This window comes from Candidatus Microthrix subdominans, from assembly GCA_016719385.1.
GTDB lineage: Bacteria > Actinomycetota > Acidimicrobiia > Acidimicrobiales > Microtrichaceae > Microthrix > Microthrix subdominans.
Window position 1 is genome coordinate 144,167 of record JADJZA010000001.1, and the last position, 18,042, is coordinate 162,208.

Annotated in this window: 12 protein-coding genes and 1 pseudogene; 12 read left to right on the forward strand and 1 reads right to left on the reverse strand. The window is 68.0% G+C overall.

The window, feature by feature from the left end; genetic code table 11:
• Positions 1–3: 3 nt before the first annotated feature.
• Positions 4–888: a hypothetical protein gene (locus IPN02_00755; protein MBK9295414.1), complete on the reverse strand. Its 885-nt coding sequence runs from the start codon at positions 886–888 to the stop codon at positions 4–6.
• Positions 889–1,140: 252 nt separating this feature from the next.
• Between IPN02_00755 and IPN02_00760 the strand changes: the two genes are divergently transcribed.
• From IPN02_00760 to IPN02_00815, 12 genes and pseudogenes are all read left to right on the forward strand, one after another.
• Complete coding sequence (locus IPN02_00760; protein MBK9295415.1) at positions 1,141–2,673, forward strand: cellulase family glycosylhydrolase; 1,533 nt, start codon at positions 1,141–1,143, stop codon at positions 2,671–2,673.
• A gap of 132 nt (positions 2,674–2,805) precedes the next feature.
• Positions 2,806–3,453, forward strand: coding sequence for an NAD(P)H-dependent oxidoreductase subunit E (locus IPN02_00765; GenBank protein ID MBK9295416.1), 648 nt, complete (start codon positions 2,806–2,808; stop codon positions 3,451–3,453).
• Positions 3,450–4,913, forward strand: coding sequence for an NADH-quinone oxidoreductase subunit F (locus tag IPN02_00770; GenBank protein ID MBK9295417.1), 1,464 nt, complete (start codon positions 3,450–3,452; stop codon positions 4,911–4,913). The genes IPN02_00765 and IPN02_00770 overlap by 4 nt, the downstream gene beginning before the upstream one ends.
• Positions 4,906–7,587, forward strand: coding sequence for an NADH-quinone oxidoreductase subunit NuoG (gene nuoG, locus IPN02_00775; GenBank protein ID MBK9295418.1), 2,682 nt, complete (start codon positions 4,906–4,908; stop codon positions 7,585–7,587). The genes IPN02_00770 and nuoG overlap by 8 nt, the downstream gene beginning before the upstream one ends.
• On the forward strand, positions 7,587–8,861 hold the full coding sequence (nuoH, locus tag IPN02_00780) for an NADH-quinone oxidoreductase subunit NuoH (GenBank protein MBK9295419.1): 1,275 nt from the start codon (positions 7,587–7,589) through the stop codon (positions 8,859–8,861). The genes nuoG and nuoH overlap by 1 nt, the downstream gene beginning before the upstream one ends.
• Positions 8,861–9,454: pseudogene (gene nuoI / locus IPN02_00785) on the forward strand (NADH-quinone oxidoreductase subunit NuoI). Before nuoH ends, nuoI begins: the two are co-directional and overlap by 1 nt.
• A gap of 104 nt (positions 9,455–9,558) precedes the next feature.
• Positions 9,559–10,257 (forward strand): NADH-quinone oxidoreductase subunit J, encoded by a 699-nt coding sequence (locus IPN02_00790; GenBank protein ID MBK9295420.1) that lies wholly within the window; start codon positions 9,559–9,561, stop codon positions 10,255–10,257.
• A complete protein-coding gene (gene nuoK / locus IPN02_00795; GenBank protein MBK9295421.1) occupies positions 10,254–10,580 on the forward strand; it encodes an NADH-quinone oxidoreductase subunit NuoK in 327 nt (108 codons plus the stop codon). The genes IPN02_00790 and nuoK overlap by 4 nt, the downstream gene beginning before the upstream one ends.
• 4 nt (positions 10,581–10,584) lie before the next feature.
• Complete coding sequence (gene nuoL / locus IPN02_00800) at positions 10,585–12,651, forward strand: NADH-quinone oxidoreductase subunit L (GenBank protein MBK9295422.1); 2,067 nt, start codon at positions 10,585–10,587, stop codon at positions 12,649–12,651.
• A complete protein-coding gene (locus IPN02_00805; GenBank protein MBK9295423.1) occupies positions 12,651–14,264 on the forward strand; it encodes an NADH-quinone oxidoreductase subunit M in 1,614 nt (537 codons plus the stop codon). Before nuoL ends, IPN02_00805 begins: the two co-directional genes overlap by 1 nt.
• Before the next feature lie 8 nt (positions 14,265–14,272).
• Positions 14,273–15,814 (forward strand): NADH-quinone oxidoreductase subunit N, encoded by a 1,542-nt coding sequence (locus IPN02_00810; protein MBK9295424.1) that lies wholly within the window; start codon positions 14,273–14,275, stop codon positions 15,812–15,814.
• A 153-nt stretch (positions 15,815–15,967) separates the two neighbouring features.
• Positions 15,968–18,007, forward strand: coding sequence for an FHA domain-containing protein (locus tag IPN02_00815; GenBank protein ID MBK9295425.1), 2,040 nt, complete (start codon positions 15,968–15,970; stop codon positions 18,005–18,007).
• Positions 18,008–18,042: the final 35 nt, after the last annotated feature.

Consider the following 18,042-nt stretch of genomic DNA (forward strand, 5'->3'; position numbering starts at 1 on the left):
GCCTCAAGAATCCAGCTCTCCACATTGCCGAACGCTCCGCCCCCGAGCAGCGTCAGGTACAGGCGCTTGTTGCCGGTGCGTTCGGCGTTGGCGACCCCCGCCAGCAACGTCGCTTCGTAGGCCGCACCGGGGAGGGGCGGGGGAGAGGCCCCCGGCCCCCGGGGGGGGGAGGGGGGGGGGGCGGGGGGGGCGGGGGGGGGCGTACGCCTGGGTCGGATGTCCGGCGCCGGGCAATGTCACCTCCGTACCGGCCTGAATGCCGATGCGGAGGCCGCCCATCAGCACGTCCCGATCCTGGGGTGCCATCTCGGCCACCCGATCGGCAATATCCGCCAGCCCGCCAGGCGTCGCCAGGGCGTACCCGTTCGTCATCGTCCAGAGCCGACCGTCGTCGTTGCCAAGCGTTTTGCCCAGGTCCTTCAGGCAGTCGACCTGGGTCGTTTCGCTCTGTCCGATCGAGTTCCCGATCGGCACCAGCCAGTTGCGGTAGATCGTGCCGGCGCCACAGGCGACGGCGCACGCCGGCCCCTGTGTCCGATCCGCGGCGTAGCCGGTCACCCCACGCTCGGGGGTGATGTGCTGGTTGACCATCTCGAGCAGGTTGAACTGCGAGGCCACCTGGAAGAGCGCGCCCTCGTTCTGCGGGTCGGCGTGCAGCTCGGCCACGTCGGCGACAATCTCGCTCACCGAGAGCGGCCCTGGCCGCCCGGTCGTCGATGCCCGCAGCTCGGCCAAGGACGGCGTCGCCAGGCTGCCATACGTCAACGTCCGCCCGTTTGCCAGCGAAGTGAACACATCTCCGTCGACGACGAGCTGCGCACGCACCTCATCCCCAGTGGTCTCCCTGAAGCCAACCAGGTGGTGGAACCAGCTGTGCCCCGATGCCAAGTCGGTCTCCTCAGCTTGCGGCTCTCGCCGTGTTGACCGCAGCGAGCCTGGATCGTGTCGCTCAAACCTACCCGAGCTGGTCAGCCCGGCGATGTCGATGCTCGGTGTTGGAGCGCTCCGTGGGGCAGACTCTCGGCCGGGCCCGTTGGCGGGCGGACGCGAACGGGCGGAGACGAGTATGCGGCGGCAGGCTGCGGAGCGGATGATCACAGGCAGCGCGGCCGCGCCGGTGCGCGCCAAAGGAGCACATCGATGAGTGCGCTTCGGCAGACGCGCGCTGCGCTGGCCCTCCTGGCGGTGGCGGTCGTGGTGGTCGCCTGCTCGTCGGAGTCCTCGAAGGGGTCGGCCGCACGCACCGCTGGGACGACGCCGTCGGGGTCGCCAGTGGCGACTGCCCCATCGACCACCTTGAAACCGGTCGAGCTCTGCCCGAGCAGCGAGGAGCTGTTCTGCGCTCGGTCGCCCCATGCGTTTGTTCAGACCGGCGCCCACGGCGACGAGGTGAGTCCCCTGGCCCTGGCGCCCGGCGCCGCGCCCACTGCGGAGACACCGGTGGCGCTCAGCGGGGTGAACCTCAAGCAGGGTCCGTATCGGCGAGGCGGCGAGTGGACGTCCGAGCTGCTCGACACCGAGTTGAGCGCCATGGCCGCCGAGGGGGCCCCGGCCTTCTCGGTCGTGCGGGTTGCGCTGGACTGGCCTCGATTTCAATACGAGGATGCCGACGGCGCGATCAAGATCGACCCCGACGGGCTGGATGCGCTCGACCGGATGATCGACGACGCCGCCGCTGCGGACATCCACGTGATCCTGGACGTGATCCACGTGCGGGCGCCCGATGGGCCGTGCGACGCCGATGAGCGCCTGTCCGGAGCGAAGTGGGATGTGCCGGCCTGGGCCTGGCAACGGGTCACCGGTCAGCCCCAGGACGCCGATTGCAAGGCTCGGCCCAGGGAGTTGGGTGAGCTGATGGACGAGGTGCTCGTGTTGCCCGAGACAACCGAGTTCCTCCGCACGATTCTCGAGCGCTACAACGCCTCGACCGCTCGGGGTCGCAACGTGGTTGCGATCGAGCCGGTGAGCGAGGCCGAATCGTCCGGTGGCTCGGCGATCTCGCGCAGCCAGAACCTGATCGACTCGGTCTACGCCAAGTGGCTGGCAGCCGAGGGGGAGGCATCGCTGCGACGCGCCAACCCCACCAAGATCCTGATCCTCAGTCCCAACAAGGGTGACACCAGCCTTTTTGGCGTCGACCTGACCCCGATCTCGCAGCCCAACGTCGTGTGGTCGCATCACGACTACACCATCGCTGTCACCGGCGGCTCCGAAGCCGGTGCCGGGTACTCGAATGAGGGGTGGGCCTCGGCCGACGTGCAGGACCACTCCTACCAGGCCCGGCCGGGCCGCCCGGCCTACGACCCCGAGCAGGTGCCCTTCGATCAGCGACTGACCGAGCGGCGCGACTACCTGGCCCAAATGCAGGGTTGGGCCGCGGCCGGGGCGTTGCCGATCTTCGTGGGCGAGTACGGCACGTACAACACCTGCGCCCCCCAGGGCGACCTCGAGGCCACAACGGCCTATGCCCAGCACAGCCAGGAGATCTTTGATGGGGCAGAGGTGGGCGGCGCCCCGGCGCCGGTGTCGCGCACCTGGTGGCAGCTGTCGGTTGGCGGGCGTTTCGGTGGTGACTTTGCGCTGCTGACCGTCGACGGGCTTTCCTGCCCGGACACCGATGCTGCCGGTTGGATGCCCTACGCCGTCGACCTGACCGATGGCCGCACCCGTTAGCTCTCCGCACCACGCTGTGCCGCAGCGGGTTTGGTGGGTCGCGATGGTGTCGGTAGCCTTCGCTGCAATGCACCCCGACCCGTGGCGGCACATTCCTTCCTCACCCGCGAGCGGGCCTAGGCAGGTGGGATCGTGAGCCGTTTAAGCCCTGAGAACGAAGCGTTGGCCAGGGAGATCGTCTCCCGCTACCCGCGCCCCAAGTCGGCGGTGATCCCCTTGTGTCACCTGGTGCAGGAGGAGCACGGTCACCTCACCGACGAAGGCATGCGCCATGTGGCCGAACTGGTTGGCGTCACGCCGGCCCAGGTTCAGGGCACCGCCACCTTCTACGAGATGTTCAAGATGCACGAGACGGGGCGCTACGTGCTCGGCATCTGCACCAACATCAGCTGCATGGTGATGGGTGGGGCCGATCTGCTGGCCCGGGCCGAGGAACGACTGGGTATCCGCTCCGGTTCGACCACACCCGACGGTCGCGTCACGCTGGAGGACACCGAGTGTCTGGCGGCATGCACCGATGCGCCGATGTGCCAGGTCAACCACCGCTACTTCGGCCACCTGAGCGCCGAGGACTTCGATGAGCTGCTCGACGACATCGCGTCCGGGGCGATCGATGAGGTCGTGCCTCCGCACGGCACCCTGGCCTTGGTCCGTCAGCACATCCCGGCCGATCGCCAGGCGATCATTGCGCCGCCCGAAACGCAGGTGGCGCCCCCCAGGTGGTTTGCCCGACGCGAGACGGAGCTGGCGCCCGCATCCGACGAGGGTGAGCACCGATGAGCTACCGCGATCACATCACCACCTTCGGTGCGGGCGCCGATGTTCCGATGGTGGTGTCGTCACGCTTCGCCGAGCCCGCCGGCCACACCCTCGATGGGTATCGAAGCACCGGCAGCTACCGGGGTTACCAGGCACTCGAGCGGGTGCTCACGATGGCGCCCTCTGCCGTGGCGACCGCAGTGCGCGATGCCACCCTGCTCGGCCGCGGTGGCGCCGGCTTCCCTGCGGGTGCAAAGTGGGGCTTGATGCCCGGGGACGTGTGGCCTCGCTACATCGTCGTCAACGGTGACGAGTCCGAGCCGGGCACCTATAAGGACCGTCTGCTCATGGAGCGCGATCCGCACCAGCTGATCGAAGGTTCGCTGATCGCCGCCTACGCGGTTGGGGCGGCACAGGTGTTCCTGTACGTGCGTGGCGAGATGGCCCATGCCCAGGAGCGCATCGCCGCCGCCCTCAACGAGGCCTACGCGGCCGGGCTGGTCGGCCGCAACATCGCCGGCTCGGACTTTTCGGTCGACATCGTCATGGCCTGGGGTGCCGGCGCCTACATCGTCGGCGAGGAAACCGCCCTGATCGAGTCGCTCGAGGGCGAGCGCGGCATGCCGCGCTTGAAGCCGCCGTATTTCCCGGCCGCCAAAGGCCTCTACATGGCGCCGACGATCGTCAACAACGTCGAGACACTATCGAACCTGCCGTGGCTGATCACCCACGGGACCGAGGCGTACCGAGCCGTCGGCACCGAAACCAGCCCGGGCACCCGGCTGATCGCCCTGTCGGGACATGTCAACCGACCGGGCATCTACGAGGTGGCCCAGGGCACGACCACCTTCCGCGACCTGTTCTTCGGTGAGGATTTCGGCCAGGGCATCCGCGAAGGCCACGAGCTGAAGATGTTCATCCCCGGCGGCGGCTCTGCGCCGTGGTTCTACCCCGAACAGCTCGACATGCCACTCGAGGGCAAGGTGGTGGGCGGCGCCGGCTCGATGCTCGGCTCCGGCGCAGTCGTCGCCATGGACGAGACCACCGATGCGGTCGCCGCCTGTCTGCGGCTGGTGCGCTTCTTCGCCCGGGAGAGCTGCGGTAAGTGCACCCCGTGCCGTGAGGGCACCACCTGGCTCGAGCGCATCCTTCGCCGCATCATCGACGGCTACGGCCGTCCGGAGGACCTGGGCCTGCTGGCGTCGGTCGGCGACAACATCTCCCCCGGGCCCTACCCCAACGCCGCCTGGGAGGCCGAGGGCCTCGAAGCGGTGCCGTTCCCGCCCAGGCAGACGACGATCTGCCCCTTGGGTCCCTCTGCGGTGGCCCCGATCACCTCGGCGCTCCGCCGCTTCCGGCCGGAGTTCGAGGCCTACATCGCGGCGGCCGAGAACAACCGTCCCCGCCTGACCGTGACCGCCGACCCACCACCGGCCGATCGGGTCGACGGGGCTTCTGCCGCTGGAGGTGCGCATGTCTGAGGACACCGCTGCCGATGACGTGGCCACGGTCGACGGGGTCGATGCCGACACCGCCGGCGCGGCCGAGGTGCGGGTCGAGCTCGGCCGTCAACGGCCGACGCTCACCAGGTTTGCCCCGGAGAACCCCAAGCCGATCGAGATCACCGATCCGGTCGAGATCACGGTCGACGGGCGCACGATGACCGTGCAGAAGGGCGATCTGCTGATCGATGCGGTCGAGCGCCACGGCGTGTACATCCCGCGGTTCTGCTATCACCCGCGCATGGAGCCGGTCGGCATGTGCCGGATGTGCCTGGTCGAGGTCGAAGGCCCGCGCGGCACTGCGTTGGCCCCCAGCTGTATGCAGTGGGTGTCCGACGGCATGGTCGTCCACACCGAGAGCCCCAACGCGTTGAAGGCCCAGGACGGGGTGATCGAGTACCTGCTGATCAACCACCCGCTCGATTGCCCGGTGTGCGACAAGGGCGGTGAGTGCCCGCTTCAAGACCAGTCGATGGCCTACGGGCCGGGCGAGAGCCGCTTCGTCGAGGAGAAGCGCCACTTCGAGAAGCCGATCTCGCTGTCGGAGACCGTCTACCTCGATCGGGAGCGCTGCATCCAGTGCGACCGTTGCACCCGGTTTGCCGATGAGGTGGCCGGCGACCCGCTGATCACGTTCGTCAGCCGCGGCAACACGATGCAGATCTCGACGTTCCCCGACGAGCCCTTCGCCTCGTACTTCTCGGGTAACACCGTCCAGATCTGCCCGGTCGGAGCGCTGACCGCCAAGCCGTACCGGTTCAAGGCACGACCGTGGGACCTGGCCGAGGTCGAGAGCACGTGCACGTCCTGCTCGGTGGGCTGTCGGATCACCGTGCAGTCGAGCAGGGACGAGGTGCTGCGCTTTCAGGGTGTCGACAGCGACCCGGTCAACTGGGGTTGGCTGTGCGATCGCGGTCGTTTCGGGTTCGAGGCCCTCAAGCACGACCGGATCGAAACACCCGAGATCCGCCGCAATGGTCGTCTGGAGACGGCACGCTGGTCGGAGGCCTACTCGGCCGCTGCGATCGCGATCCGAACTGCGATCGATACCGACGGCCCGGGGTCGATCGGGGTCCTCGGCGGTGCGCGTCTGACCAACGAGGCCGCCTACGCCTGGACCAAGCTGGCCAAGGGTGTCTGGGGCACCGACCACGTCGACGCCCAGCTGGGCGACGGCCTGCCCGCCGACCTGACGCTCGGCCTGCCGGCAGCGACGATCGATGAGGTCTGCGAGCCGGGCGGCACCGTGCTCTACCTCGGACCCGACCCGCGCGAGGAACTGCCGGTGCTGTTCCTGCGCCTGCGTCATGCGGTCAACAGCGACCGGGTGAAGCTGATCAATGCATCGCCGACCAGCGGCAGCCTCGACGACCTGGCCACGGTCAACCTGCCCATCCCAATGGGCGAGTTGGGCCGGTCGGTCGCCGCCTTGCTCAACGTCGGTCACGAACCCGCCGGCTCGGTCGACCCCGACCTGCTCGCAGCCGCCGCGCGGCTGCTCGACAGCGACGGCCCGCTGCGGGTCGTGATCGGGCGCCGCTCGCTGGCCGAGGGGATCGGCCCGGTGGCCGACGCCGTCGCCGCCATCGCCAGCGCCCGCAGTGACGCTACGTTCCTGACCGCCCTGCGGCGCAGCAACGTGCGCGGCGCCCTCGAACTGGGTATGGCCCCCGGGCTGCTGCCCGGCCGTATGACCCTGGACGGCGGTCGTGACTGGATGGCCGAGCGTTGGCACCGCGTGCCCGAGACGACCGGGTTGGACGCCGCCGGCATCATCGAGGCCGCCGCCGACGGTCGGATCCGGACGTTGATCCTGCTCGGCGCCGATCCGCTCGCCGACCTGGTCGCCGACGTCGACACCGCTGCGGCACTCGAACGGGCCACCGTGATCAGCTTGGCAACCCACCACAGCGCCTCCTCCCTGGCGGGCGACATCGTGTTGCCGGTGGCCGCCCATGCCGAGGTCGGCGGGACAACCACCAACCTCGAGGGTCGGGTCAGTGCTCTGGGACAGCGGGTCAACTCGCCGGGCTCAACCCGGGCCGACTGGGTGATCGCCGCCGAGCTGTCCGCCCGCCTGGGCACCGACCTGGGCCTCACCTCGATCGAGGGCATTCAGGCCGAGATCGAGCGGGTGGTGCCGACCTTCGCCGGCGCCGAACTGGACCTGCTGGGCGACCCGGGTCGTCAGGACGGCGTGCTGGTGCCGGTGATCGACGACACTGATTGGGCCGAAGCCGGCCTCCCCGAGCGGCTCGCATTTGTAGCGCCCGAGGTCACCCAGGTGCCGGCCATCTCGAGCTACTCGTTCCGCCTCGTGCTCACCCGCCGCCTCTACGACCGCGGGACCATGCTGGGGGCCATGCCCTCGAGTGCTCCGCTGGCCACCTCGTCCGAGCTGCGCATGAACCCGGCCGACTTCGGTCAGTTGGGCATCGCCGAGGGCGCCGAGTTGACCGTCCGGTCGCCATCGGGCTCGGTGACCGTGCCCGCCCGAAGCGACCACGCCGTCGCCCGGGGCAACCTGGAGCTCAACGCCGGCGCCCAGCCCGGAGCGCTTGCACTGTGCGATCCGGACCAACCCCTCACCGAGGTGCGGGTCGAGACGCTCGACGATCCGGGTGGTTCTGGACATGCGGGGGGAGCTCAGTAATGGATCCAATGTTGTCGGGCAACATCGGCTGGGCGGTCGTGGGCATCGTCGTGCTCAAGGCGGTCCTCGCGTTCACTGCGCTGCTGGTGGCGGTGATCCTCATGGTCTGGTTCGAACGTAAGTTCATCGGCGACATGCAGAACCGCATCGGCCCCAACAAGGCCGGGCCCTTCGGGCTGCTCCAGACGGTGGCCGACGGACTGAAGCTGGCCTTCAAAGAGGACCTGCTGCCCGACCGCGCCGACAAGGTGGTGTTTCGGCTGGCCCCGTTCCTGGCGGTGGTCCCCGCTTTCGGCACGTTTGCCATCATCCCGCTGGCAGGCAACTTCAACGATGGCAGCGACGGCGTGGTGTCGGTGTTTGGCTACAAGACCTTCGTCCAGGTGGCCGACCCCCAATTCGGCATCCTGTTGATGCTGGCGTTCTCGGGCATCGCCGTCTACGGCGTGATGCTGGCCGGTTGGTCCTCCGGCTCGAAGTATCCCCTGTTGGGTTCGGTGCGAGCCTCGGCCCAGATGGTGTCCTACGAGGCCGCGTTGGGCCTGTCGATCGCGTCGATCCTGCTGGCCGCCGGGGTTCTGTCGACCAACGGCATCGTCGCTGGCCAGGCCACCTGGAGCTGGAACCTGTGGATGACCGGCCTGGTTCCGTTCATCGTGTTCTTCATCGCCGCCACCGCCGAGCTCAACCGGCCCCCGTTCGACTTTGTCGAGGCGGAGCAGGAGTTGGTCGGCGGGTTTAATACCGAATACTCCTCGATGCGTTTCGCCATGTTCTATCTGGCCGAGTTCATGAACACGGTCACGATGTCGGCGGTCATCGTCACGCTGTTCTTTGGCGGACCGGCCGGCCCGACGTTCGGCCTCACCGGTTTCCTCGGCACCTGGCTGATCCCGTTCCTCTGGTTCTTTGCCAAGCTGGCCGTGTTTCTCTGCGTCTTCGTGTGGTTCCGGGCCACGCTGCCCCGCTATCGCTACGACCAGCTGATGGAGATCGGCTGGAAGGTGATGATCCCGCTGGCGTTGGGCTGGTTCCTGGTGTTGACCGCGATCAAGGTGGGCGCCGACCAGGGTTGGAACATGGGGGCGGTCATCGGTGTGGTCATCATCGTCCTGCTCGCCGGATGGGCGTCGATCGTTGCCGCCTCGCGCGCGGCGGCGACCCGCAGGAGCGATGGTCATCTGGAGTTGATGGCCGATGTGGAGCTGCCGCCGAAGGACGCCGGGCCGTCGACGAACGCCGGATCATCATCGAACCTGGCCGGGAGGCGCTGATGGGCTATCTCGACGGCTTTGCCGTGACGTTCAAGAAGCTGTTCAAGCGGTCCGACACCGGGCGCGTCGTCACGGTGGACTTTCCGAAGGAAAAGACCGCCCGTCCCAACCGGTTGCACGGTCGACACGTGCTCAACCGGTACGAGGACGGCATGGAGAAGTGCATCGGTTGCGAGTTGTGCGCCGGCGTGTGCCCCGCCAACTGCATCTACGTGCGGGGCGCCGACAACGATCCCGACGACCCGACCTCTCCGGGCGAGCGCTTCGGTTACGTCTACGAAATCAACTACCTGCGCTGTATCCACTGCGACCTGTGTGTCGAGGCGTGTCCGACCGAGGCGATCACCGAAACCAAACAGTTCGCCTTCTCCTTCAGCCAGCGCGGCGATGCGATCTACACCAAGGCCGAGCTGCTCACCGACGACAAGGGTCGTGCCCAGCGGCAACCGTGGGAGCTGTGGTCCGGCGACGAGGACGAGCACACGTCGGCGTGGATGCGGGCCACATCGCCGCAGGGCGACGCCAGCTTCGAAGGCGTGGTGGCCTGGTCGGGTGAGCTTGGCTTCGGCGTGCGGGCCCCCGAGGTCGGCCAGTCGACCATCGAGGATCATCAGCCGGCGACCAACCAGGTCGACGCCGCCGAACATTCCGAGGCGCTCAAGCCCGACTCCCTTCACAACGAAGGCAGGGCCCACTGATGGTCGAGTTCGTCGTCTTTGCGATTTCGGCGGCCATCGTGCTGGGCGGCGCACTCGGTGTCGTCGGGTTTCGTAGCCCGGTGCACAATGTGCTGTCGCTGATCGCCACCCTGTTCGGAGTGGCCGTACTGTTCATCGCCCAGGAGGCCTACTTCCTGGCTGCCGTGCAGATCATCGTCTACGCCGGCGCCATCGTGGTGCTGTTCCTGTTCGTGATCATGTTGTTGGGCGTCGATCGCCTGGAACGCCTCGATGCCGACCGTCTCAAAGGTCAGCAGGTCGCCGCCGCCGTGGTCGGCGGTGCCATCGCCGTACTGTCGGTGCTGGCCCTGTTCGCCGGGGACCAGGGCGCGGGCGCCGATGCGGCGGTCACCCGCTCGCTGCAGGGCGAGCGCGACGTTGAGGGCTTGGCCCGCCTGGTGTTCACCGACTACGTATGGGCCTTCGAGATCACCTCGGCGCTGCTCGGAATCGCCGTCGTGGCGGCCGTGCTGTTGTCCCGTCGCTCCAGCGAAGCGCCAATCGACGCCGACGACTACCCGGAGGTCACCGACATCTTCGAATCGGACGTCCCCGAGGATTTCCTCGACGATCCCGACGACGACCTCGGCGCAGCGGGTCAGGCACCCAGCCCCCGCCCGGTCGAGGCCGCCGGATCGCCCGGAGATCTGGTCCGCGACAGCGAGGATCCGCAGTGACGCCGCTCGCCGCCGACCTCACCATCGGTCAGGACGCGTATCTGCTGTTGGGCGCCGGCCTGTTTGCCATCGGGCTGGTCGGCCTGATGGTTCGAAAGAGCGTGCTGATCATGGTGATGTGTGTGGAGCTGATGCTCAACGCCGTCAACATCACCCTGGTGTCGTTCTCCCAGACCCTCAACGACCGGGTGGGCCAAATGACTGTGTTCTTCGTGATGGTGGTGGCAGCAGCCGAGGTCACGGTCGGGCTTGGCCTGATCGTGGCGTTGATGCGTCGCCGTCCCGGCGCCACCGCCGACGACATTTCGGTACTGCGGGGCTGAGCTGATGAACCTCGCCGAGCTGATCTGGCTCATCCCCGCCTTCCCCCTGCTGGGTGTCGTGTTGTTGTTGATCGCAGGCCCCAAGATGGGCGAGCGCGCCGGCTGGCTGGCCACCGCCATGATGGGCGGGGCGTTCGTCTCGTCGGTCGTGGTGTTCGCCGGGCTGCTCAGCCTGGGCGAAGAGGAACGCGAGGTGACCGTCACCCTGTTTCGCTGGATCCCCGCCGGGGCCTTCAGCGTCGACATTGGCTTCCTCGCCGACCCCTTGTCGATCACGATGTGCCTGTTCGTCACCGGCGTGGGCGCGTTGATCCACTTGTATTCGATCGGCTACATGCACGGGGATCCCAAGTTCTCCAAGTACTTCCTCTACCTCAACCTGTTTGCCTTTTCGATGCTGATGCTGGTGACCGGTTCCAACCTGTTGGTCACCTTCCTCGGCTGGGAGGGGGTGGGGGCGTGCTCGTACTTCCTCATCGCCTTCTGGTACCGCAGCGAGGTCAACGCCGCCGCTGGCAAGAAGGCCTTTATCACCAACCGGGTGGGCGACGTCGGGTTCATGCTCGGCACCTTTTTGGTGTTCACCACGATCGGCTCACTCAACTACCTCGACATCTCGGCGGCAGCGGCCGGTATCACCGGAGCGACCGCCATCGCCATCGCGCTGCTGTTCTTCATGGGCGCCGTGGGCAAGTCGGCCCAGCTGCCGCTGTTGGTCTGGCTGCCAGACGCGATGGCAGGTCCGACGCCGGTCTCGGCGCTGATCCACGCCGCCACCATGGTCACCTCGGGCGTCTACCTGCTGGTCCGCCTCAACCCGATCCTGTTCGAGGCCGCCTGGGCCAACGACGTGATCGCCTGGGTGGGCGTGCTGACCGCCTTCTGGGCGGCGACGGTGGCGCTGGCCCAGAACGACATCAAGAAGGTGCTCGCCTACTCGACGATCTCGCAGCTGGGCTACACGTTCCTCGCCGTCGGCACCGGCGCCTACGGAGCCGCCATCTTCCACGTCGTCACCCACGCCTTCTTCAAGGGCCTGTTGTTCCTCGGTGCCGGGTCGGTGATCCACTCGCTTCACGGCGACCAGGACATGCGCCGCATGGGTGGGCTGCGCAAGTACCTGCCGATCACGTCCGCAACGTTCATCATCGGCTGGCTGGCCATCGCCGGCGTGCCGCCATTCTCTGGTTTCTGGAGCAAGGACGACATCCTCGCCGGCGCCTGGGAGTTCGGTCCGTCCGGCAAGGTGCTGTGGGCCCTCGGCCTGCTCACCGCCCTGCTCACCGCGTTCTACATGACCCGTCAGGTGATCCTCGTGTTCTTCGGGGACGAGCGCTTCCGGCCGGAGGAGGTCGCTGCCGAAGACGCCGCCGCCGACGCTGCCGCCGCGGTGGCGGCCGGTGAGGGCGATGTCGAGGTCGAGGCCGCAGCGGTGCTCGTCGCCGCCGGGGGCGGCCCGGACGCTCGTGGGACCGACTGGGCACTGGTGCCGATCGAGGAGCCCCGGGAGGAAGGCATCGGCCTCGAAGCGGGCCAGGACCCGCACGAATCGCCGCCCCTGATGTGGATCCCGCTGGTGGCGCTCGCCGGTTTGGCCCTGATCGGCGGTCTGCTCAGCACGCCCTTCTCAACGAGCACCCGCTTTCTCGAGCAATGGATTGAGCCGGTTCTGGCCCATCCCCACGAGGCGCCCGGAGCTTCGACGCTGATCACCTTGGCGGTCATCGCCGTCATCACCGCGCTGTTGGGTATTGCCGCCGGCTACGGCGTCTACCTGCTGCGCAAGGCCGACCCTCGCCGCATCGAGCCCAACTTCTTTCGCTCGGCTTGGCACTACGACGAGGGCCTGTCCGCCTTCGTTGCCGGGCCCGGCCGTCGGTTCTTTGACGGGCTGGCCGAGTTCGACCGTCAGATCATCGACGGAGCGGTCAACGGTCTCGGCCGGTTGTCGATGCGCGACGGTCGCTACCTGAGCCGCCTGCAGACCGGCCAACTGCGCCGCTACGTACTCGGCCTGTCGGTCGGCGCCGCCACCGTGTTGGTGTACTTCGTGACCAGGATGACCATCTGATGTCGGCCATGCTCGCTACCTCCACCCTGCTCGCTTCGACGTCCGAGGAGCTGCCGGCGTTGCTGCCCGCCCTGGTGCTTGCACCGATCCTCACCGCGCTGGCCGTGATGCTGGTGCCAGCCCGCGGCGAGGACACGCCACGTCAGGTGGCCCTGCTCGGCGCCCTGGTCACCGCTGCGCTGTCGGTGTACATGCTCACCCAGTTCCAGCGTGGGGATGCCGGCTACCAGTTCGAGGTGCAGACCCCCTGGATCTCCGACTGGGGCATCTCCTGGCACCTTGGCGTGGACGGCATCTCGCTGTTCCTCGTCGTGATGACGGCGGTGCTGTTCCCCATCAGCATCCTCGGCGCCCGAGCGGGCCACGCCCCCAAGGCGTACTACGCCTGGATGTCGCTCTTGATGGCCGGCTCGATCGGCGCCTTTTTGTCGCTCGACCTGCTGTTGTTCTTCGCCTGCTTTGAGCTGGTGCTGGTGCCGATGTACTTCCTGATCGGCCGTTGGGGGCACGGTAACGCCACCTATGCCGCCAACAAGTTTTTCCTGTACACGATGTTCGGCTCGGCGTTCATGCTGGTCGGGCTGTTGTCGCTGGCGTTCCTTAACCAGCGTGCGACCGGCCGTCTCAGCTTCGACCTGGTCGAGCTGACCGCCAGCCAGGCGATCTCGACCAACGCCGCCCGTTGGATCTTCGCCAGCTTCGCTCTCGCTTTCGCCGTCAAGGTGCCACTGTTCCCGGTGCACACCTGGCTACCCGACGCCCACACCGAAGCGCCGACCGCCGGTTCGGTGGTCCTCGCGGGCGTGTTGTTGAAGCTCGGTGCGTACGGGCTGATCCGCTTCGGCCTGGAACTGTTTCCCGAGGCCGCCCGCTGGGCCACCCCGGTGATGATGACCGTTGCGGTGATCGGCATCATCTACGGCGCCATCGTGGCCGGGATGCAAACCGACCTCAAACGCCTGATCGCCTACTCGTCGATCGCCCACATGGGCTTCATCGTGTTGGGCATCTTTTCGCTCACGATCATCGGCCTCAACGGCGGTGTCATCCAGATGCTGAACCACGGCATCTCCACCCCGGCGTTGTTCCTGCTGGTCGGCTATATCTACGAGCGGCGCCACACCCGGGACATGAACGTGCTGAGCGGTCTGCAGGTCAAGGCGCCCATGTTGGCCGGGTTCTTCATGCTCGTGATGCTCAGCTCGGTGGGTCTGCCCGGGCTGAACGGTTTCGTCGGCGAGTACCTCTCGATGTTGGGGGCCTGGCAGACGCACCGTTGGTGGGCGGTCGTCGCCGTCTTCGGCGTGATCCTCGCCGCGTTCTACCTGCTGTGGGCCTACCAACGGGTCTTCCACGGCGAACCGACCGGCGACAACGAATCGATGACCGACCTCAAGACCGGCCAACGCTGGCTGATGGCGTCCTTCGTGGCCATCATCGTCTTCTTGGGCGTCTACCCGCAGCCGGTGCTCGAACGCATCACCCCCTCGGTGGAGCGGGTGGTCACCCAGTTGGAACGACATAGCGATTATCGGGCACCCGAGAGGCCGACGGCACCGATCGCCGCAGATGCTGACGCTGAGACGGGCCTGTCCGGGGAGGGCGAAGGATGATCGCCACGATGCTTCAAGCACTTCCGGGCAGCGTGGCCCAGGGCGGCAGCCCGGCGGTCACCCCCGAGGTGGCCTGGGGCTACCTGTCACCGGTCCTGATCATGTTCGGCGGCGCGTTGGTGTTGCTGCTGCTCGCAGCGTTGCTGCCCGGCGGAGTGCCGCGCCACGTCGCGTCCTTTGGCACGGCGGCGATCGGCCTCGCCTCGATGGCGGCGGGCATCCCGTTGTGGTCGATGATCGTGGACCCGACCGGTGGGCCGACCTCGGCGGTGTCCGGAGCGGTGGGGGTCGACGGTTTCTCCGTCTTCTCGTACTGGGTGATCGCCGGTGCGGTCGTGCTGGTCGCCCTGCTGTTCCACAGCTATCTGGCCCGCGAGGGGCTCGAGGGCGTCGAACCGTATGCCCTGATGCTGTTCTCCGCAGCCGGCGGCATGGTGATGGCTTCTGCCAACGACCTCGTCGTGTTGTTCATCGGGCTGGAAATCCTGTCGCTCGCCGCCTACACGCTGGCGGCGATGCACCGGCGCCGCATCGGGTCGCTCGAGGCAGGGCTGAAGTACTTCATCCTTGGAGCCGCAGCGTCGGCGTTCCTGCTCTATGGCATTGCGCTGATGTACGGGGCCACCGGCACGACCAACCTGGGCCGCATGCGCTTGTACCTCGACGGTCAAGGCCTGACCGCCGACAACCTGTTGCTCGGTGGCATCGCAATGTTCATCGTCGGTATGGGTTTCAAGGTGGCGGCGGTTCCGTTCCACTGGTGGACGCCCGACGTCTACCAGGGCAGCCCGACCCCGGTCACCGCCTTCATGGCCTCTGCGATCAAGACCGCCGGGTTCGTCGGCCTCCTGCGGGTGCTCGTCGTTGCGCTCCCCGCCTACCGGGGCGATTGGCGACCGGTCATCGAAACGCTGGCGTTGCTGTCGCTCTTCGGCGGGGCGCTCGGCGCCATCGTCCAGACCGACGTGAAGCGCATGCTGGCGTACTCGTCGATCAACCATGCCGGCTTCATCCTCGTCGGCCTGGCGGCCGCCTCCGACAAGGGCATTTCGGCGGCGTTGTTCTACCTGGCGATCTACTCCCTGATGACCATCGGTGCCTTCGCCGTGGTGACGATCATCAGCCGTGAAGGCGACGGCCACACATCGCTCGCCGACCTTCGAGGCCTGTCCCAAACCCGTCCTGGGCTGGCGATGGCCTTGGTGGTGTTCGTCCTGGCCCAAGCGGGGGTGCCGTTCACCGGCGGCTTCTTCGCCAAGTTTGGCGTGATCGCCGCAGCGGTGGATGCCAACCTCTGGTGGATGGGCGTTGCCGCCATGCTCAGCGCAGTGATCTCGGCGTTCGTCTACCTGCGCATCGTTGGTGCGATGTTCTGGGCGTCCGATGACGACGCCGTGGATGCCCCCGCGCCGGCCACCCGCAGCCAGCTGCTGCTGCCTCGAACGGCCATGATCACGATCGGGCTGTGCCTGATCGGCGTGGTGCTCACCGGAGTCTTCCCCGGGCTGATCACCAACCTGACCCGCCAGGCCGTCGTCATCCTCGGCTGAGCGCTCACCGCACAGCGTAAGGATGACCGTACTCCCCGTGGTGCCCCACCGGGGGCGCCCGGCCCGGTAAGTTGAGGCGTCCACCGCTCCTCGGGGTGATCCTCGACGATCGTGGTGGGTTCGGCAGATCCAAACCAGCGAGGGGCTCCCCATATGGCGATCAACGGCTACCGCACCATCCCGACCGACGGTTCGGGCGAGCTCTACTCGTGGCCGGGGTGCGTGGTCCTCGTCAGCTCGGGATGGAGCGATGGGGCTGCCTTCGCCGATCGGGTGGCGCGCACCGATCACGACGATGCAGCGCTGGCGTTCCGCGACCTGGCCGGCTGGCTACTGGCCCGCTCCGGCGACACGGTGGCCGACTTCGCCGCCGTCCTGCAGACCGGGTCGTCCCTGCTGTGCATGGCGGCCGGCAGCTCCGAGGTGTTGGTCGGCGACGGTCGACGGGTGGTGGCCGACGTGTCGGGCATGTGGGCCCAGCTCGTGTTGGCTCAGCAGCCCGACCGCATCGAACTCGGGGTGAGCGCAGGCCTCGCCCCCGACCGGGTCGACCTGGAACACGGCGTCGTGCCCGCCGATGGTGTGCTGCTGATCCCAGGTGGCGGCGAGTCTCCCGGATCGGTGGCCGGCGCGGCCGCCACCTCATCGGCGACCGGCCCTGCCACTTCGGGCGAGGCCTCCGGTGGCACCGCCGGTTCCCCCGAGCCCGCGGCCTCCCCGGTCGGTGCGGAGTCAGCCTCAGACCAACATCGGTCCGCCGCACTGTCCCAGCCGCCGGTGTCCGCACCCGAGGTCGGTGGGGACGTCCAGCCGCCCGCGGCGCAACCGGCCCAGTCGGGCGCAGGCTCGGGTGGTGTCGTGGCCGCCCCCGGAACGGTTGCGCCCGCATCCGCCGGCTCGCAGCGGGTGGCGGCAACGGAGCGTCCCACGGTCGGGGACGCCGCTTCCGATGCCGCCCCCGAGGAGAGCGACGCCACCGAGGGCGGTCCGGGCTCCGACCCGAGGGGCTCACCGGGCGCCGTGAGCGGCGGTTCGGGCCAGTCCCGTCACCAGTTGCCCTTCGACGCCGAGTTCGGCAGCCAGCCGACCGATGCCGACGGCTTGGTCGGCCTCGTCAGCGAGGAGCCGGAGCCTTCGGGCACCTCCGGCTCCGCCACCCCTGCCACCGCCCGATCCGCCGGCCAGGCCGGCGATGAGGGCGTCGAGCGCCCCGAACCCACCGGCGAGCACCTGTCCGCTTCGACCTTCACCGAGAACGGCGAGCCCGACGGCCCGCCGATCGACGATCAGTCACCCGCTGGTGAGGCGACGGGTCTCGTGCCCATCGTGACCACCCCCAGCGTGCCCGGCGGCATGGTGTCGGGCTCCTCGGGTGGGGGGACGGCGGCGACGTCGACCACCGAAGCGCCGGGCCGAAGCCACCACGGTTCCGCCCCGCCGCCCCCGGACGACGCATGGCCTCCGCCGCCGGCGTGGGCACCAGGTGGTGGCGCAGCATCCGACGCCTCGGCATCGGACGATCAGGACGCCGATGCACGAGGCGACAAACGTCTCTCGGGCGATCCTCGTCCCGATGACCCCGAGTTTGGCGACGATCCCTTCGCTGACGACAGCTTTGTCGCCCCAGCGTCGGAGGACGTTCCCCTCAGCGACGAGCCATGGGCCGGCGACTGGGCGGTTTCGAGCGATGTGGGAGCCGCCGATGTCGACCTGGTGACCGGTGAGCCGGCCGACGACGACGGTTCCGACGAAGACTCCGCTTCAGAGGACGAGGGCACCCCGAAGGACGATACTAACGAACGCGATTGGGACTCCGACGGTCTCGATGACGATCAGTCGATCCCGCTGTTGCTCTTCGATGATGGTGTGGCGGTCGAGCTGCCCGGCGACGTGCTGATCGGGCGTCGGCCCGACCCCGGGGTACGTGACGACCCCTCGCGTCTGCACACCCTGACGATGACCGATGACTCCCAGGCGGTGTCGCGCAACCACGTCGAGTTGCGCCGCCGGCTGGACGAGGTGTCGATCGTCGACTGTGGCTCCGCTAACGGCACGTTCGTCGAGGCCACGCCGGGTGAGCTGACCCGGCTCGATGCCGAAGCCCCGCACGTGCTGCGCGATGGCGAGCGGGTCGTCTTCGGCAAACGGTGGTTCGAGTACCGGGCGCCTCGTCCGACGGACTCCGACGAGTAATCGTCAGCTGATCGGCCCGACGAGCGAGGGGCCGC

Bases quoted from the DNA above. Each gene is read 5' to 3' on its own strand.
- IPN02_00760 (MBK9295415.1), top strand. From the start codon at position 1,141: ATGAGTGCGCTTCGGCAGACGCGCGCTGCGCTGGCCCTCCTGGCGGTG.
- IPN02_00770 (MBK9295417.1), top strand. From the start codon at position 3,450: ATGAGCTACCGCGATCACATCACCACCTTCGGTGCGGGCGCCGATGTT.
- nuoG (MBK9295418.1), top strand. From the start codon at position 4,906: ATGTCTGAGGACACCGCTGCCGATGACGTGGCCACGGTCGACGGGGTC.
- nuoH (MBK9295419.1), top strand. From the start codon at position 7,587: ATGGATCCAATGTTGTCGGGCAACATCGGCTGGGCGGTCGTGGGCATC.
- IPN02_00790 (MBK9295420.1), top strand. From the start codon at position 9,559: ATGGTCGAGTTCGTCGTCTTTGCGATTTCGGCGGCCATCGTGCTGGGC.
- nuoL (MBK9295422.1), top strand. From the start codon at position 10,585: ATGAACCTCGCCGAGCTGATCTGGCTCATCCCCGCCTTCCCCCTGCTG.
- IPN02_00805 (MBK9295423.1), top strand. From the start codon at position 12,651: ATGTCGGCCATGCTCGCTACCTCCACCCTGCTCGCTTCGACGTCCGAG.
- IPN02_00810 (MBK9295424.1), top strand. From the start codon at position 14,273: ATGCTTCAAGCACTTCCGGGCAGCGTGGCCCAGGGCGGCAGCCCGGCG.
- IPN02_00815 (MBK9295425.1), top strand. From the start codon at position 15,968: ATGGCGATCAACGGCTACCGCACCATCCCGACCGACGGTTCGGGCGAG.